This is a genomic window from Streptomyces sp. NPDC045678 (assembly GCF_056432085.1).
In genome coordinates this window covers 1,023,407-1,038,009 of the sequence record NZ_JBWKJS010000001.1, presented here as the reverse complement: position 1 = coordinate 1,038,009, position 14,603 = coordinate 1,023,407, and the positions used below count along the sequence as shown (strand labels likewise).

17 protein-coding genes and 1 riboswitch are annotated in these 14,603 nt (G+C 70.4%); of the genes, 5 read left to right on the top strand and 12 right to left on the bottom strand.

Translation table 11 applies throughout. The features are described 5' to 3' along the window. Positions 1-187: 187 nt before the first annotated feature. The 4 genes from AC07DO_RS04550 to AC07DO_RS04535 form a co-directional block, all read right to left on the bottom strand. Positions 188-463, bottom strand: coding sequence for a DUF7848 domain-containing protein (locus tag AC07DO_RS04550; RefSeq protein ID WP_479057007.1), 276 nt, complete (start codon positions 461-463; stop codon positions 188-190). After that, positions 460-765 (bottom strand): hypothetical protein, encoded by a 306-nt coding sequence (locus tag AC07DO_RS04545; protein ID WP_479057006.1) that lies wholly within the window; start codon positions 763-765, stop codon positions 460-462. Before AC07DO_RS04545 ends, AC07DO_RS04550 begins: the two co-directional genes overlap by 4 nt. A 122-nt stretch (positions 766-887) precedes the next feature. After that, positions 888-2,093, bottom strand: coding sequence for a helix-turn-helix domain-containing protein (locus tag AC07DO_RS04540; RefSeq protein WP_479057004.1), 1,206 nt, complete (start codon positions 2,091-2,093; stop codon positions 888-890). Between the two features lie 25 nt (positions 2,094-2,118). Further along, entirely contained in the window at positions 2,119-2,628 is a 510-nt protein-coding gene (locus AC07DO_RS04535) for an Lrp/AsnC family transcriptional regulator (RefSeq protein WP_479057003.1), read from the bottom strand. A 116-nt stretch (positions 2,629-2,744) separates the two neighbouring features. On the opposite strand from AC07DO_RS04535, the gene AC07DO_RS04530 reads away from it, so the two are divergent. The 4 genes from AC07DO_RS04530 (at position 2,745) to AC07DO_RS04515 (ending at position 6,270) form a co-directional block, all read left to right on the top strand. Further along, positions 2,745-3,377: a LysE family translocator gene (locus tag AC07DO_RS04530; RefSeq protein ID WP_479057002.1), complete on the top strand. Its 633-nt coding sequence runs from the start codon at positions 2,745-2,747 to the stop codon at positions 3,375-3,377. A gap of 39 nt (positions 3,378-3,416) precedes the next feature. Continuing rightward, entirely contained in the window at positions 3,417-3,962 is a 546-nt protein-coding gene (locus AC07DO_RS04525) for a PaaI family thioesterase (RefSeq protein WP_479057001.1), read from the top strand. 105 nt (positions 3,963-4,067) lie between these two features. After that, positions 4,068-4,415, top strand: a complete 348-nt coding sequence (locus AC07DO_RS04520; protein ID WP_479056999.1) for an effector-associated constant component EACC1 — start codon at positions 4,068-4,070, stop codon at positions 4,413-4,415. A gap of 1 nt (position 4,416) precedes the next feature. After that, positions 4,417-6,270 carry a caspase, EACC1-associated type gene (locus AC07DO_RS04515; RefSeq protein WP_479056998.1) on the top strand — a complete coding sequence of 618 codons (1,854 nt, stop codon included), beginning with the start codon at positions 4,417-4,419 and terminating at the stop codon, positions 6,268-6,270. On the opposite strand, the gene AC07DO_RS04510 is transcribed toward AC07DO_RS04515, so the two are convergent. The 6 genes from AC07DO_RS04510 to AC07DO_RS04485 all read right to left on the bottom strand — a co-directional run bounded on the left by AC07DO_RS04510 (position 6,246) and on the right by AC07DO_RS04485 (position 11,713). After that, positions 6,246-7,031, bottom strand: a complete 786-nt coding sequence (locus tag AC07DO_RS04510) for a metallophosphoesterase (protein ID WP_479056997.1) — start codon at positions 7,029-7,031, stop codon at positions 6,246-6,248. The genes AC07DO_RS04515 and AC07DO_RS04510 overlap by 25 nt on opposite strands. 151 nt (positions 7,032-7,182) lie before the next feature. Then, positions 7,183-7,977, bottom strand: a complete 795-nt coding sequence (locus AC07DO_RS04505; RefSeq protein WP_479056995.1) for an ABC transporter ATP-binding protein — start codon at positions 7,975-7,977, stop codon at positions 7,183-7,185. Next, positions 7,974-8,969 (bottom strand): FecCD family ABC transporter permease, encoded by a 996-nt coding sequence (locus AC07DO_RS04500; RefSeq protein ID WP_479057521.1) that lies wholly within the window; start codon positions 8,967-8,969, stop codon positions 7,974-7,976. Before AC07DO_RS04500 ends, AC07DO_RS04505 begins: the two co-directional genes overlap by 4 nt. A 113-nt stretch (positions 8,970-9,082) precedes the next feature. Continuing rightward, on the bottom strand, positions 9,083-10,138 hold the full coding sequence (locus AC07DO_RS04495; protein WP_479056993.1) for an ABC transporter substrate-binding protein: 1,056 nt from the start codon (positions 10,136-10,138) through the stop codon (positions 9,083-9,085). A 66-nt stretch (positions 10,139-10,204) separates the two neighbouring features. Further along, positions 10,205-10,391: riboswitch (cobalamin riboswitch) on the bottom strand. A 7-nt stretch (positions 10,392-10,398) separates the two neighbouring features. Then, a complete protein-coding gene (locus AC07DO_RS04490) occupies positions 10,399-10,845 on the bottom strand; it encodes a VOC family protein (protein ID WP_479056992.1) in 447 nt (148 codons plus the stop codon). Between the two features lie 4 nt (positions 10,846-10,849). Then, positions 10,850-11,713, bottom strand: a complete 864-nt coding sequence (locus AC07DO_RS04485) for a helix-turn-helix domain-containing protein (protein WP_479056991.1) — start codon at positions 11,711-11,713, stop codon at positions 10,850-10,852. A gap of 215 nt (positions 11,714-11,928) precedes the next feature. On the opposite strand from AC07DO_RS04485, the gene AC07DO_RS04480 reads away from it, so the two are divergent. After that, a complete protein-coding gene (locus AC07DO_RS04480) occupies positions 11,929-13,074 on the top strand; it encodes an HAD family hydrolase (RefSeq protein WP_479056989.1) in 1,146 nt (381 codons plus the stop codon). A 75-nt stretch (positions 13,075-13,149) separates the two neighbouring features. Here the strand turns inward: AC07DO_RS04480 and AC07DO_RS04475 are convergent, their stop codons facing one another. Then, complete coding sequence (locus tag AC07DO_RS04475) at positions 13,150-14,127, bottom strand: alpha/beta hydrolase family protein (RefSeq protein ID WP_479056987.1); 978 nt, start codon at positions 14,125-14,127, stop codon at positions 13,150-13,152. A gap of 98 nt (positions 14,128-14,225) precedes the next feature. Beyond that, a complete protein-coding gene (locus AC07DO_RS04470; RefSeq protein WP_479056986.1) occupies positions 14,226-14,534 on the bottom strand; it encodes a hypothetical protein in 309 nt (102 codons plus the stop codon). Positions 14,535-14,603: the final 69 nt, after the last annotated feature.

The window sequence follows — 14,603 nt, the reverse complement described above, 5'->3', positions numbered from 1 at the left end:
AAGAACACGGGATAAAAAACGGGGTGGGCAATACGGGGCCGCTTTTGGGGGGGGGCAGAAGAAGGGTGGTCCCATCCTTTGTGTGGGGGCTTTCCCCCCCCACTGTTCTATGACGTGGAGGAACCCGCCTGACATCCCGGCATCCCTGAGACCGGCCCAGGTCGGCCACGCCTCATGCCTGCCCGAGTCACGCCGTCGCCCACGTCATGACGGCCCGCCACGGTCGGCAGACGGCCTCCCGGTAGGTGTGGTGGCACGGGTGGCGTCCCGCGTGCTTGAACACCCAGGCCTGCGCGGCGAGCACGTCGTGCTCGGACTCTTCGAACGGCTCCGACATGGCGGTGGGGCTCTCCCCGTCGTCCTCGCAGACGGCGCACACCATCCGACGGGTGATCGGCTCCGCATCAGGTTCGAGGTCAGGGGACAGATGCCATGTCACCTCGTGGATCGCGGCCTTGGTCACAGGGAACGTCCCGAGTGCGTGGCGGTTACGGCAGCCACGTGTACGCGCAAGATCTCCTCCTCACGTGCGGGGCGGACGTAGGCCAGGTCGGCGTCCCACTCGCGTCCTCCCGACGGGGGCCGGATCTGGAGACGGCCGCCGACCCTGTCCATCACCACGCCCATCCGCTTTCGCGCCTCGTCGACGATCAGCGTGCCGATGACGGGGGCGTCTGAACTCACAGGTGCTGTTCCGGCTTCGGCTTGCTCGTGGGTGTCAGGGGTGTCGGGGGTGTCGGGGGTGCCGTGGGTGTCGTCGGTCACGTCTCAGCTCCTCGCAGCTGTGGCCACGTCCTGGACGTCCGCACGTCGCAGGTTCTGATCACTGCATGCTTCCGCTGCGCACCGGCGGTGAGTTTCACGGTTTGTGAAACCGCGAAGTTGTGTCAGGCCAGACCGAGCCACGAGGCAAACCCCGACAGCGATTCCTTGCTGTACCTCTCGAGGTGGATCAATGTCTGCGCGACCTCACGGACCTGCGGATGGTTCCTGGCCTGTTCCGGTGATGCCCGCCGGGCCGCTTGGAGCGCGGCGAACGCCTTGTCCCGGTTCCCGTAGTCCAGCCAGCCCTTCGCCGCGTCGATGTACCAACGGCCTGCCCGTACCGGCGCCACGGTGGCGGGCAGCCGTGTGCGGCGCGTCCGGCGTACGACCTCCGGGCCGTCGTACATCTCCACGGCCACCCCCAGCCGGTGCATCGCGACGTTGGTCGGACCGAACTCCAATCCGTAGTGATTGGCGTCGTGGCCCAGTCGCCGGGCAGCCTCCGCCGCGGCGTCCAGGTGCGCGTGCGCGGTCGGGGCGTTCCCTTGCCGTGCGGCGAACATGGCAGAGCGCAGGTGCACCGCACCATGCACGCTGAGCGTGGGCGGATCCATGAGGGAGATGTCCTCGCCCAGCTCGTGGCGTACGCGGTCGAGCAGCCGTATTCCGCGGTCGTACGCGGCGGCCTGCAGGAACAGTGTCGAGCGCTGCCACTGCGTACGGCTAATACGCAGAGGGTCGGCGGATTCCTGCGCCGCCCACCTCACCCGGTCCATCGCCTGAGAACGGAGATCGAACAGTCCGACGGCGTAGGCGATGGCCGTCACGCCCGAGTACGCCTCACCGAGCAGTCCGAACAACCGCTCCCGCTCGCTTCCCTCGGCGGCATGACAGGCCGTCGACAACTCGTCGAGAAGGGACGGCAGCATGGAGCCGAGTTGCGCGTAACGGGCCTTGCGACCGAGTGCGGAAGCTGACGCGACATCGGCCGCCAACGCGTTGAAGGGCCGCACGGGGAGGTCGTCGTCAGGCAGGTCCCAGCTCAGCATGGACGTCTGGATGTCCGGGACGGTCGCGTGCACCCGTCCCCGGTGCGCGTCCTCGTACGGCTGCCCCGTGAGTTGTTCCAGCCGGACACCCAGTGCGCGGGCGGCGCCGGCGGTGAGTGAGGGCGTGGCCGGCTTGTGCCCTCGCTCGACCTGAGCGATGAGCGACTTCGAGCACGGGATGCGGTGGGCCAACTGAAGCTGCGTCAGCCCACGCGCCTTGCGGGCCTCCGCAATACGGTGCCCGATGCGATCACTCGCGTTGTCATTGGCGTAGGGCATCCTGGGACCCTTCTGACTTCGACACTCAGAAGGTACCCCTGCGGCTCATGCCACGACCCTCCCTCCCCGGGGCAGGGGCAGGCTGTTCGGGGAGCGGGCGGTCGTGGACCACGTTCTTCATGACCAGGGTCGAGGTCAGGCGTTGGACGCCGGGGAGTTTGGCCAGCTGCTGGTCGTAGAGCTGTTGGTACGTCGTGAGGTCGGCGGTGGCCACGCGGAGTAGGTAGTCCGGTTCGCCGAACAGGCGTTGGGCCTGGGTCACGTGCGGGACCGCCGCCACCGCCTCCTCGAACGTCTCCACCGTGTCCCGGTCCTCCCAGCGCAGCGTGGCGAAGACGAGGGCCTCGAAGTCCAGGCCGATGGCCGCGGGGTCGACCACCGCTCGGTAGCCGCGGATCGCGCCCGCGCGTTCCAGGTCACGCAGGCGGCGGTGGCAGGGCGAGACGCTCAGCTTCACGCGCGCCGCGAGCTCCGTGACCGTGAGGCGGCCGTCCAGCTGCAGCTCGGTAAGAATTTTCCGGTCCATGGCATCCATGGGGAGATTCTCCCCCGAGGTGCCCGTTTATGGGGAATCTTCAGGAACACTTTTGGGCTGTTCGCTCCTAATCTTCCTCATGGATTCAGAGGCTTTGAGGGAACGGACACAGGTACATGGATACGGCGACAGTGGCGGCCTTTCTCGCGGTGGATCTGCTGCTGATCTTCACGCCGGGCGCGGACTGGGCGTACGCGATCACCGCGGGGCTTCGGGACCGGTCCGTCGTTCCCGCGGTCGCCGGGCTCATAGCCGGATACGCGGGATACACCCTGCTCGCCGTCGCCGGGCTCGTGGTGATCGTGGCCAGCTCGGCGACCGTCCTCACGGTGCTCACGGTTGCGGGGGCTGGGTATCTGGTGTGGCTGGGGTGGGGGGTCGTGAGGGCGCCCGTCGCTCCGGCGGCGGCGAGTGGGACGGCCGGCGAGAGCGCCGTCGCGGCCTCCGCGTGGCAGGTCGCCCTCAAGGGTGCCGGGACCAGCGGCCTCAACCCCAAGGCGCTGCTGCTGTACTTCGCACTGTTTCCGCAGTTCATCGACTCCGCGAGCGACTGGCCCGTCGCCGCGCAGACGGGGCTGCTCGGCACGCTCCACATGACCGCTTGCGCCGTCGTCTACCTCGGCGTCGGCGTCCTCGCCCGGACCGTGCTGAAGGCCCGGCCGTCCGCCGCGCGGGTGGTGACCCGGGCCTCCGGTGCCATGATGATCGTCATCGGCGGGTTCTTGCTGGTGGAGCAGTTGGCCGGGTGACGAGCCCGCGAACGGCCACTACGTAGGGGGGGCATTTTCGTGCACGCGGACAAGGGCGAGGAGAAGGCGGCTCAGGACGAGTGCGTCAGTCCTGACGTGCGCTCGCGCGTCCTGGCCAGCTTCGACCGGCAAGGGCTGATGCGGCATCTCGGTGCCCACATATCCCACATCGCGCCGGGACGCGTCCACATCGTGCTGCCCGCGCGGCCCGAAGTCACCCAGCAGAACGGGTACTTCCACGCCGGCGCCACCAGCGCCATCTCGGACAGCGCGGGCGGGTACGCCGCCTACACGGTCTTTCCGGAGGGTACGGACGTCCTCACCGTCGAGTACAAGATCAACCTCCTCGCGCCCGCCGTCGGCGATCACATCGAGGCCGTCGGCACCGTCCTCAAGGCCGGACGGACCCTGACCGTCTGCCAGTTGGAGGTGTACGGGGTGCGGGACGACGGCCCGCGCAAGCTCGTCGCCCATGGGCAGCAGACCCTTATCCGCGTCTCAGTCACAGTTGACGGTGCCGACGACAAGACGGGCGTCACCTCGGCAGTCGACGCGAACGACATCCGGGCAACAGAGTTCCGGTGACCCCGCCGGGCCGCCCGCCCTGAGGCCATGGCCGACAAGGCGGCGTGGGGTGCCGTCATGGGATGCTGTGCTGGTTTTCACTCATTGGGTCACCATGGAGGCGCCTTGAACATACTCGTACGTTGCTCGTCCGAAGGCGCCGAGGAGCAACTCCGTTCACTCACCGCCTGGATTGGCGCCGACAGAGCCGTACGACGTTTCACGGACACCGAGTTGAGGGCCGAGCCCGCCGACACGGCCGGGCACCAGGGCAATGGCATCGACATCCTGGCTCTGGTCGTCGGCAGCGGATTCAGTGCCGCCTCCCTGGCCGTCTCCATCGCCACATGGCGCTCCACCCGCCCCCAGCGTCCGACGCTGACAGTCGAGCGGCCCGACGGGGCAGTGGTGTGCATCAGCGGCCACTCGGACGAGGAGGCCGAACGCCTGCTCCGACGCGCGCTGGAGGACTGACGTGAGTTCGACGGCTGCGGAGATGGGGAAGTTACCCGACCCCGACAGAACCCGCGTCGTCCTGATCGGTGCAAGCACCTTCTCCACGCTGGACGCCTTACCCGCGGTGGAGGGGAACCTCGCGATCCTCACGAGCCTGTTCCGGGACAGATGGAAACTGCCCGCCGACCACTGCACGATTCTTGCCGATCCTCCCCTGCCGCGGGACGTCTCCCGCGCAGTGGGAAAGGCCGCCCGAGAAGCGTCCGACACGCTACTCATCTACTACGCGGGGCATGGCCTGATCGAGCCCAGGACCGGCCGTCTGCACCTGGCCATCGAGAGCAGCGATCCACGGTCGGTGCATGACTCGGCCGTCCCCTACGACTGGATCCGCCTGGATGTGGAGGGAAGCCGGGCTCTCCGTCGCATCGTCGTCCTCGACTGCTGCTACAGCGCCCGAGCCTTCGGCGTCCAGTCGGACGCACCCGCCCTGGAACTGGACGGCACCTACCTCCTCGCCGCCGCGGCGGAAACGGCGGTCGCGCTGGCGCCGCCGGGGGAACCGGTGACGGCCTTCACCGGTGAGTGGGCTTCCATCCTCCAAGAAGGAATCCCCGGCGAGACGGAACTCCTCACCCTGGACGCCATCTTCAGCCGTCTCCGCACCCGGCTCGTCACGAGGGAGCGGCCGGAGCCCCAGCGCCTGTGCCGCAACCAGCTCGGGCAGGTCCCCTTCATCCGGAACGCCGCCTACTCCGAGCAACGCGACCCTCGCACCGGTGCGGATGCGAGCGCGGACAGCGATCGCGCTCTCAGGGCCGACCAGGCCATCGCCGACCTCTACACCAGCCGCAGCCTGGCCGACACCTTGCAGGCCATCGCCGACGGTGTCGTCGCGTATCTCGGGTATGAGCTCGCCGCGGTCAATCTGGTGCGGCCCGACGGAGATCTGGTGGTCGCCGCCGTGGCGGGCGATCCGGCCGCCGAGGCCGCGATGACGGGCCGTGTGGCCTCTCGCACGGCATGGGATCGGCGGTTGAGCATGGGCGACGGCGGTGACTTGCTCCGGTTCATCCCGTACACCGAAGGCTGGGTGCTGGACGATGACGATGTGCCGCAGTGGCGCACGAAAGGACCCTCCCCCCGCGCGGAGCACGAGTGGCACCCGCAGGACCGCCTTCTCGCCCCGATGTACACGGCCGGCTATTTGAACGAACTCGCCGGAGTCATCTCGGTCGACATGCCGCGTGACGGGCTTCGACCCACGACCCAGAGCCGCGACCATCTGCAGAGGTACGCCTACCACGCCGGCACGGCCATAGGCATCGCCCGGCTGCGGGCCAATATGCAGCGCGCTTTGGTACGCCTCGAACGTGAACAGCAAGCACTGCGCAGCAGCGAGGAGTCGTACCGCCAGGCATTCGAGTACGCCCCCTCCGGCATCGCCCTTGCCGAGATGGGCGGCGACCGCCACGGCAGGATCCTCCGCGCCAATGACGCACTGTGCCGACTGCTCGGCCGCCCCGCCTCCGTCATGCGGCGATACTCACTGGCCGACCTCGTCCACCCGGACGACATCGGCACCCTGCTCGGCACCTCACCCCAAGGCGGCTGCGCGGAGGTCCGGTTCGCCAGGCGGGACGGCACCTACGTCCGGGTGGCGCTGCGCAGCGCCGTGGTCGCCGACGTCTCCGACGGCCCCCGCTACCAGCTCTCCCACATCGACGAGATCAGACCGAACCGAGAGCGGAATTCCGAGATCCTGCAACGTGAGGAACCGGTACTGGTCCTGCCGCGCCCGGGGCGCGCATGGTCGTGGCGCGTTCTGCAACTGTGGTCGCGTGACCGTCAGGTGTCAGAAACAGGGCGATAGTGCGTCGTCAGGCGGCCCGTGTCGTCCAGGACGTGGAACGCCACCGCCGGGGGCAGGTCGCGGTGGACGTGGTGGGTCGGGTGGGACTGGGGTTCCCAGGGGAGGCGGAGGGTCGAGACCACTCCTGGGGCCACCAGGAGGGGGCGGTTCGCGAACGTCGTCGCCGCGGGGGTGTGCGCGTGGCCCGCGAGGAACGCCGTGACGTTCGGGTGGCGTGACGTCAGGTCGGCCAGGCGGTGCTCGTCGAACTGGCGGATGCCGTCCACGTAGGGCGTGTTGAGCGGGATCGGCGGGTGGTGGAAGCCGATCAGGACGGGGCGGGTGGGCGGGGTGTCGGCGAGGAGAGCCGACAGCCAGTCCAGGGTTTCGTCCTCCAGGCGTCCGTGGTCCTCGCCGGGCACCGACGTGTCGCACAGGGCCAGGGTGAAGCGGTCCGTGGCGTGGGCGGTGTTCACCGGGGCCGTGCTCGTCGGGCCGGTCAGGGGGCCTTCGCCCAGCAGGTGTTCGCGGAACGCCGGGCGCTCGTCGTGGTTGCCCGGGCAGGTCAGCAGCGGGTGCCGGGTGGAGAGGAGCTTGCGGGCCGCCTCGTACTCGGACGGGGTCGCGTGATCGGCGATGTCGCCGGTGGCTATGACGGCGTCCAGGTCGTACGGGAGGGTGTTCAGGTACTCCATCACGGCCCGGGTGCGGTCGACGCTGCGTCCGCCGTCCGCCGGTGTGGTGTCGATGTGGGTGTCGCTCAGGTGCGCGATCACGATCATTGGTGCGGCCCGCCCTCTTCCGTTGGTGCCTCGTGCGGTGCACGGCCGGTGCCTCGTGCGGTGCACGGCCGGTGTCTCGTGCGGTGCACGGCGCACTGTTCGTCCTCGTACGCGGTCAGTCTGCGTCGTCGCGCCGACGTGGTGAAACCCTTTATCCCCGTAGGGACCGCAGGAACCGTACCGACGGGTGCCCGTCGTCCTCCCCGAGCGTCACCACCGCCCGCACCCCGTACACCTCCGCGATCAGCTTCTCCGTGATGACCTCCGTCGGCGTGCCCGACGCGTACGCCGTGCCCTCCTTGAGGATCAGCAGGTGGTCGCAGAACATCGACGCCAGGTTCAGGTCGTGCAGGGCGATCACGCTCGTGACGGGGAGTTCAGTGACCAGGGACAGCAGGTCCAGCTGGTGCTGGATGTCCAGGTGGTTGGTGGGCTCGTCGAGGAGGAGTTCGCGGGGTTCCTGGGCCAGGGCGCGGGCGATCTGGACGCGCTGGCGTTCGCCGCCGGAGAGCGTGTGCCAGGCCTGGGCGGCGCGTTCGGTGAGTCCGGTGCGTGCGAGGGCCTCGCGTACGGCGTGTTCGTCGTGGGGCGTGGGGGTCGACCAGGCGCGGCGGTGCGGGATGCGGCCGAGGCGTACGACGTCCCGTACGGTCAGCTCGACCTGCGTCGCCGCGTGCTGCTCGACCACGGCGATCCGCCGGGCCACCGCGCGGCGGCCCGTGTCGGGCAGGGTGCGGCCGTCCAGGGTGACCACCCCGGACGCCGGGGCGAGGACACCCGCGAGGATCCGCAGGAGGGTGGACTTGCCGGAGCCGTTGGGGCCGAGGAGCCCGACGGTGGCGCCCGCGGGTGGGGCGAGGCTGACGCCGTCGACGATCAGTCGGCCGCCCGCTTCCCTGCTGACGCGGTCCGCTCGCAGGCCGGAGACGGTACTCGGAGAGGTCACGTCGCCCTCCGCGTCCGGTACAGCACCGCCACGAACGCCGGTACGCCGATGAGTGAGGTCACCACGCCGACCGGGACCTCCTGCGGGTCCAGGGCCGTGCGGGCCAGCGTGTCCACCCAGACCAGGAAGACCGCTCCGGCGAGCGCCGTGACCGGGAGGAGTCTGGCGTGGCCGGAGCCGACGACCGCGCGGGCCGCGTGCGGCAGGACCAGGCCGACGAAGCCGATGGCGCCCGCCGAGCTGACCAGCGCCGCGGTGAGCAGCGCCGTCGTGCAGAGCAGGACGAGCCGGGTGCGGGCCACGCGGACGCCCAGCGCCGCCGCGGCCTCCGGGCCGAACGCGAAGGCGTCGAGCGTACGGGCATGGCCGAGGCAGATGACGAGCGCGGCCACGAGCACCGCGCCGCACAGCCACACGTCGGTCCAGCCGACGCCGCTGAGCGAGCCGAGGAGCCAGAACAGCACGCCGCGCGTCGTCTCCGCGTCGCCCGCCGTGAGGACGACGAACGACGTGAGCGCGGAGAACAGCTGCATGGCCGCGACGCCGGACAGCACGACCCGGTCCGTGGTGTCGCCGAGGGTGTGGCTCAGGAGCAGGACGAGTGCGAAGGAGCAGAGCGCGCCCGCGAAGGCGCCCGCGGAGACGGACACCGCTCCCCCGCCGACCCCGAGGACGACGACCGCGACCGCTCCCGTGGACGCCCCGGACGACACCCCGAGCACGAAGGGGTCGGCGAGCGGGTTGCGGAGCAGGGACTGTATGACCGCCCCGCAGACCGCGAGGCCCGCGCCACAGACGGCGGCGAGCACGGTGCGCGGCATCCGCAGGTTCCAGACGATGCCGTCCCTGATCGGGGTGAGCGGGCTCTCGCCCCAGCCGAGGTGCGCGGCGACGGTGGACCACACGTCGGGCACGGAGATGTCCGCGGGGCCGATGGTGACGGCCACGGAGACGGAGAGGACGAGCGCGGCCGCTCCGGCCAGCCACAGCAGCGCCTGCCGGGCGCGGGCAGAGGTGGCGGCGGTGGGTGCGGCGGAGACGGCGGCCGGGGTGTCAGGAACAGTGTCGGCGGCGGCCCCGCCCCTCGTACCGGACGACGCCTTCCTCACTTGGCCAGCCCGAACTTCCGCAGCCCCGCCGCCACTTGCTCGATCCCGTCGACCGTGCGGATCGTGGGGTTCATGGCCTGGCCGCTGAGCAGGACGTACCGCTTCTTCTTCACTGCGGTGAGGTTCTTGGTCGCCGGGTTGGTCTCCAGGAACTTGATCTTCGCCGCGGCGCTCTCCGCGGACTGCGACTTGCGGGTGAGGTCGCCGATGACGAGGACGTCGGGGTCGCGGTCGGCGACGGTCTCCCAGTTGATCTGGGGCCATTCCTCGTGGGTGTCGTCGAAGACGTTCTTCGCGCCGAGTTCGCGGGTGATGATGCCGGGGGCGCCGCAGCAGCCCGCCATGTAGGGGGCGTCGGAGTTGGCGAACCAGTACAGGAGCTTCGTGTCGGAGGCGGCGGACGCGTCGATGTCCTCGGTGGCCTTCGTGACCCTGGCCTTGAGGTCCGCGACCAGCTTCTCGCCGCGCTTCTCCACGTGGAAGACCTTCGCCAGGTCGCGCACCTCGCCGTAGACGGTGTCCATGGTGAGGGTCTTGACGCGTTTGCCGTCGCCGCCGCCGTCGTTGTCCTTGCCCGCGCAGTCGCTGGGCGAGACGTAGACGGGCACGTTGAGCTCGTCGAACTTCGCGCGGTCGGCGACGCCGCCCTTGCCGACCGTGTAGAGGAAGGAGGCGCTGACGAAGTCGGGCTCCTTGGAGAGGACCTTCTCCAGCGAGGGGTAGCGGTCGGCGAGCCGCTCGACCTTCGCGTTGTCCTTCTCCAGGTTCTTCAGGACCGGGTCGGTCCAGGTGCCGGTGCCCACCATGCGGTCGGCGAGGCCGAGCGAGAGGAGGATCTCCGTGGAGCCCTGATCGAGGGAGACGGCCCGTTGCGGCGGCGCCGCGACCTTCGCCTCCTTGCCGCAGGAGGTGACCGTGACCGGGTAGCCGCCGGCGCTTCTGTCCGCCTGGTCCGCGGACCCCGCGGTCTTGTCCGTCGATCCGCCGCCGCATGCGGTGAGTGCGAGGAGGCAGGCACAGAGGAGGGCGGGTATACGGGCTTTCGAGGACACGTGATCCCTTGGGTGTCACGGCTCATACGCGGAGCCTGGCCTGCGTCGGACCCCCGCCGCCGGGTGAGCGGCCGGAGGGCGCCAGCAGGTCTTCGGACTCGGGGATCGGCCGGGCGGGGCGCCTTCCCGGGCGTCTCGCGACACCCAGTGGCCGTGGCCCCGCCCGTCCCCCCTCACCGCTGCGCGTCAGTTCCGGATTCGCACCGGATTCCCTGGCCCAGGTGTGGGTTTGACTGGCTTGCGCAAGTTATCACGCGGTTTTACGCGCCCGGTGCGGGCCTCGGCTCGCCCCGGTAGGTGCCGAAGGACCAGCGGTTGCCCTCCGGGTCCTCGATGCCGAATTCGCGGCTTCCGTAGGGCTTGTCCTCGATCTCGCTGATGACCTTCACGCCGGCGGCGACGAGTCGGCCGTACAGGTCGTCCACGTGGTCGGTGACGACGTAGGCGCCCGCGGTGCCGGGCCGCCCGCAGGTGGCCGCGTTGGCCGGGTCGTACGAGCCGAGCATGACGCCGCCGCCCTCGGGCCAGTCGAGCTGCGCGTGGGCGACGCGGCCCTCGTCCTCGTAGACGGCGGTCCGCAGGAAGCCGACGGTGCCGACGAGGAAGTCGATCAGGGCGGGCGCGTCCTGTGCCTGGAGGCCCGGCCAGACGGCCGGGGCGGGCGTGCTGAGCTGCTGTTCTGGTGTGGTGTTCCGGTTGGTGTCCATGGCTCTACTCTTCGCCCCGGCCGTGCGCCCCGGCTTGGATATTCCGGCACTCCTCGGCCAACCAGCCGGTCGGCGCCATCCCTGTGTACTGCTGGAAGTCGCGTACGAGGTGGGAGTGGTCGTAGTACCCGGTGTCGGCCGCGACCCGGGCGAGGTCCGGTGGCGCGCCCGCCGCGACCGCGCGGGCCACCGCGGCCTTGGCGTGCTGGAAGCGCATCAGGCGGGCCGCCTGCTTGGGGGTGAGCCCCGTCTCGGCGCGGAACAGCGCGGTCAGCCTGCGCTCGCTGAGCGCGACGTGCCGGGAGAGGCCGCCGAGCGTGCCCGCGCCCCGGTGCCTGGCCAGCCACGCCCAGGCCTCCGCGACCTCCGGGCGGACGGTTCCCGCGGTGTCCTCCGCCGCGGCCGCGCGCCGCCGCAGGTACGCCGAGAGGAGGGCGAAGCGGTCCTCCCAGCGGTCCAGCTCGCACAGCCGCTCGCGGATCGCGGCGGCCGGGTCGCCGAGGACGTCCGTGCCGTCGACGACGAGCTGCCCGGTGAGTCCGGCCGCGGGCAGGCCGAGGAGCGCGCGGGCCGCGAGGGGGTGCACGGCGAGCTGGATGCCGGCCTCGTGCTCGGGCTGTACGACGTAGGCGGGGCTCTGGTGCAGGCCGCCCACGACGATGTCGGTGCGCGTCGCGTCCGCGCCGGTCGCCCGGTCCGGGGTGCTGCCGGTGGCGATGGCGCCGTCCAGGGAGAAGATCAACGTCAGGTACGGCGAGGGGAGGCCCCGGTGCAGGCCGGGCCGCTGTCCCTCGGTGCGGTAGCCGACCGCGGAGACCACCATGCCGTCGGGTCCGGGCGCGGCCCGGACGAACTCACGGGAGTCCATGGCCCCAGTATGCGCCGCCGGATGCGACCCCCGTAGCGGATCACGCGCGACCACCCGGCCCGCGCGGAACCCCTCCGCTACCCGTGTTCACCTGCCTCATGCCCTCGCGCCACGGTGACTTCGATCATGGGAAATGTCGGGGCCGCCCCCTAGCATTGCGCGCCGCTCCGGTCGGGGCGCACATCGCTCGCAGGGAACGGCAGGGACGTAGAGACATGGCAGTACGGGCCAAGAACGTACGGACAAAGAGCAAGCTGGCCGTCATCGGCACCACGGGCGCGCTGGCCGCCGCCGTGCTCGCGGGCAGCGCCCTGTGGCCGACGGACGAGGCGAGCGCCTCCGACACCTCGGCGGCCACCGCCCGCGAGCTGTCCCACTGGCCGAAGCCCGTCGCGAAGCAGCTCGGCAAGGTCATCGCGGAGAACGACCACAAGGGTGCGTACGCCGTCTTCGACGCGGACAACACGACGTACCGCAATGACCTGGAGGAGTCGCTGCTGCCCTTCCTGGAGATGAAGGGCGTCCTCACCCGCAAGACCATGGACCGGTCCTTGAAGGTCATCCCCTTCAAGGACAAGGCCGGGCACAAGGAGAGCCTGTACAGCTACTACAACCGGCTGTGCGAGGTGGACGACCAGGTCTGCTACCCCTGGGCCGCGCAGATCTTCTCCGGCTTCACGCTGAAGGAGCTCAAGGGGTACGTCGACGAGCTCCTGGCGTACGAGAAGCCGATCCCCGCCGAGTACTACGAGGCAGGCAAGCTCACGAAGACCCAGGTGAAGCCGCCGGAGTTCTCGCGCGGCATGCGGCAGCTCTACAAGACGCTGCAGGCGCACGGCATCGAGGTGTACGTGGTCAGCGCGGCCAGTGAGGACCTGGTGCGCATGGTGCTCGCGGACCCGAAGTACGGCTACGGCGTGAAGCCGCAGAACGTCATCGGTGTCTCCATGCAGCTGAAGGACCGCAAGACCGGTGAGGTCACCAGTTCCCGCAAGGAGATCGCCGAGGGCCGCTTCGGCGAGAAGGACCGCGCGAAGCTCGCCGAGCGCGAGCTGACGCCGAACCTGTGGGCGCCGCTGACCTGGTACGAGGGGAAGCCCGCGGCGATCAACACGTACATCGACGAGTGGCGGAAGCCGATCCTGGCGGCCGGTGACACCCCGGCCAGCGACGGGCCGATGCTGTTCCACTCCGCCGATGTGGCGCACGGCGGCGTGCGGGTGTGGGTCAACCGCAAGGACGCGTACATGAAGCAGCTCGACGGAATGAAGAAGAAGAACGCGGAGCGTCAGCGCGAGCTGGGCCAGAAGGTGACCGCCGACAAGCGGTGGCTGACCGTCACGCCGGACCAGATCGGCTGACCGCTCAACGCGCGGAAGGCGTCGACCACTTGGGTGCGGTCGGCGTCGCGCAGGTTCCGCTCCAGGCCTGGCGGCTCAGATGCCGGTGTACGCGCGGTGGGCGGCGAGTGTTCTGGGGTGGGGGTGCTCTTCGGTCGTCCATGCCGCCACCCACTTGGCCAGCGCGCCGCCCGCTCGGGTCCAGGCGAAGTGGTCGAGTGGGGCGCCGGCCTCCTGGGTCGTGTAGTGGCGGCGGGTCAGCCGGGCCTCCGGGACCTTGGCCAGGAGGTGGTCCAGGGACGAGGCGGGGGCGTACGTGTCGTCGTCGACCGAGACCGCCAGGACGGGGAGGGTCAGCGTGGCGAGTGTCGATTCGTAGTCGAGGGCGGAGCCCTCGGCGCTGTAGCGGCCCGTCCGCACCTGTCGTGCCCAGTCGCGCATGACGCCCTTGGGCTGGTTGCCGCCGAACCCGAGCCGGGTGCCGGGCCAGCGGCCGAGCACGGTCGCCGTGCCGGCGATCAGGAGCTGCACCAGGAGCAGGCCCGCGCCGTGCAGCGGGGCGAACGCGCGGAACCAGACCGAGCCCGTGGCGATCACGGCCACCCCGTCCACGGCGGGGCGTCGCGCCGACGCCGCGTACACCAGGCCGAGCTGGCCGCCGAGGCTGTGGCCGAGCAGGTACAGGGGCGGTTCCGTGCCGAGTTCGTCGCGGATCGCGGCCACGACCGCCGGGAGGTCCTCCTCGACGATCGCCCGGTACCCGTGCCCCGCCGCACCCCGCCCCGCGGCGGACGATGTCGCCTCGCCCTGGCCGCGCAGGTCGACGGTGAGCACCGTCAGGCCCTCGTCGTGGAGTTGGCGCGCGAAGCGGCGGTAGAAGCGGGCGGGGACGCCCATCGCGGGGACCACGAGCACCGCGGGGGCGGGGGGCGGGCCCGGCGCGGGGCCCGAGCCGGACGGCAGGAAGCGTTCCGGCTCGGGGGCGCGGAGGGCGCGCACGGGAAGCCGCGTGCCGTCGGGGAGTTCGGCGGTCGTCAGGAGCGGCAGTTCGCCGGCGGGTTCCTGCTGGGTCATGGGGTTCAGCATGTCCCATCGCACAGGTGAACGCACGGGATCGCGCGCGGAACGGGGCACCTGGAAGGCCAATTCCCTCCAGGTGGCCCGCACTTGTGTCAGCGGCTGTACCGCATGAGCGCCCGCACCATGTGACAGGTGATGTCGGACGGCGGATGGATCCCGACGTCCTCCGCCATCCGCCGGATCGTGCTGTTCTTCGCCTGGTTCGGCAGATAGACGCCCGAGTCGAGCAGCGCTATGGCCAGCCGCATGGCCTTCAGGCGGCGGTTGTGGTTGACGTACCACTCGCGCGGGCGTCCGGCGGGCAGCGCCTTCTTCTCCAGCGGTGCGTACGGCAGGTCGATCAGGACGGGCTCGGGAACGGTCTTGGACACACGCTTCGATATGAGTGCGGCAGCGGGCACTGGCATCCTCCTGTCGCGGTCAGGACCCCCCGTCGGGCGCCCTCGAACACTACTGTGATTCTACTGCCC

Bases quoted from the DNA above. Each gene is read 5' to 3' on its own strand.
- AC07DO_RS04475 (WP_479056987.1), bottom strand. From the start codon at position 14,127: ATGACCCAGCAGGAACCCGCCGGCGAACTGCCGCTCCTGACGACCGCC.
- AC07DO_RS04535 (WP_479057003.1), bottom strand. From the start codon at position 2,628: ATGGATGCCATGGACCGGAAAATTCTTACCGAGCTGCAGCTGGACGGC.
- AC07DO_RS04540 (WP_479057004.1), bottom strand. From the start codon at position 2,093: ATGCCCTACGCCAATGACAACGCGAGTGATCGCATCGGGCACCGTATT.
- AC07DO_RS04510 (WP_479056997.1), bottom strand. From the start codon at position 7,031: ATGATCGTGATCGCGCACCTGAGCGACACCCACATCGACACCACACCG.
- AC07DO_RS04480 (WP_479056989.1), top strand. From the start codon at position 11,929: ATGGCAGTACGGGCCAAGAACGTACGGACAAAGAGCAAGCTGGCCGTC.
- AC07DO_RS04530 (WP_479057002.1), top strand. From the start codon at position 2,745: ATGGATACGGCGACAGTGGCGGCCTTTCTCGCGGTGGATCTGCTGCTG.
- AC07DO_RS04490 (WP_479056992.1), bottom strand. From the start codon at position 10,845: ATGGACACCAACCGGAACACCACACCAGAACAGCAGCTCAGCACGCCC.
- AC07DO_RS04485 (WP_479056991.1), bottom strand. From the start codon at position 11,713: ATGGACTCCCGTGAGTTCGTCCGGGCCGCGCCCGGACCCGACGGCATG.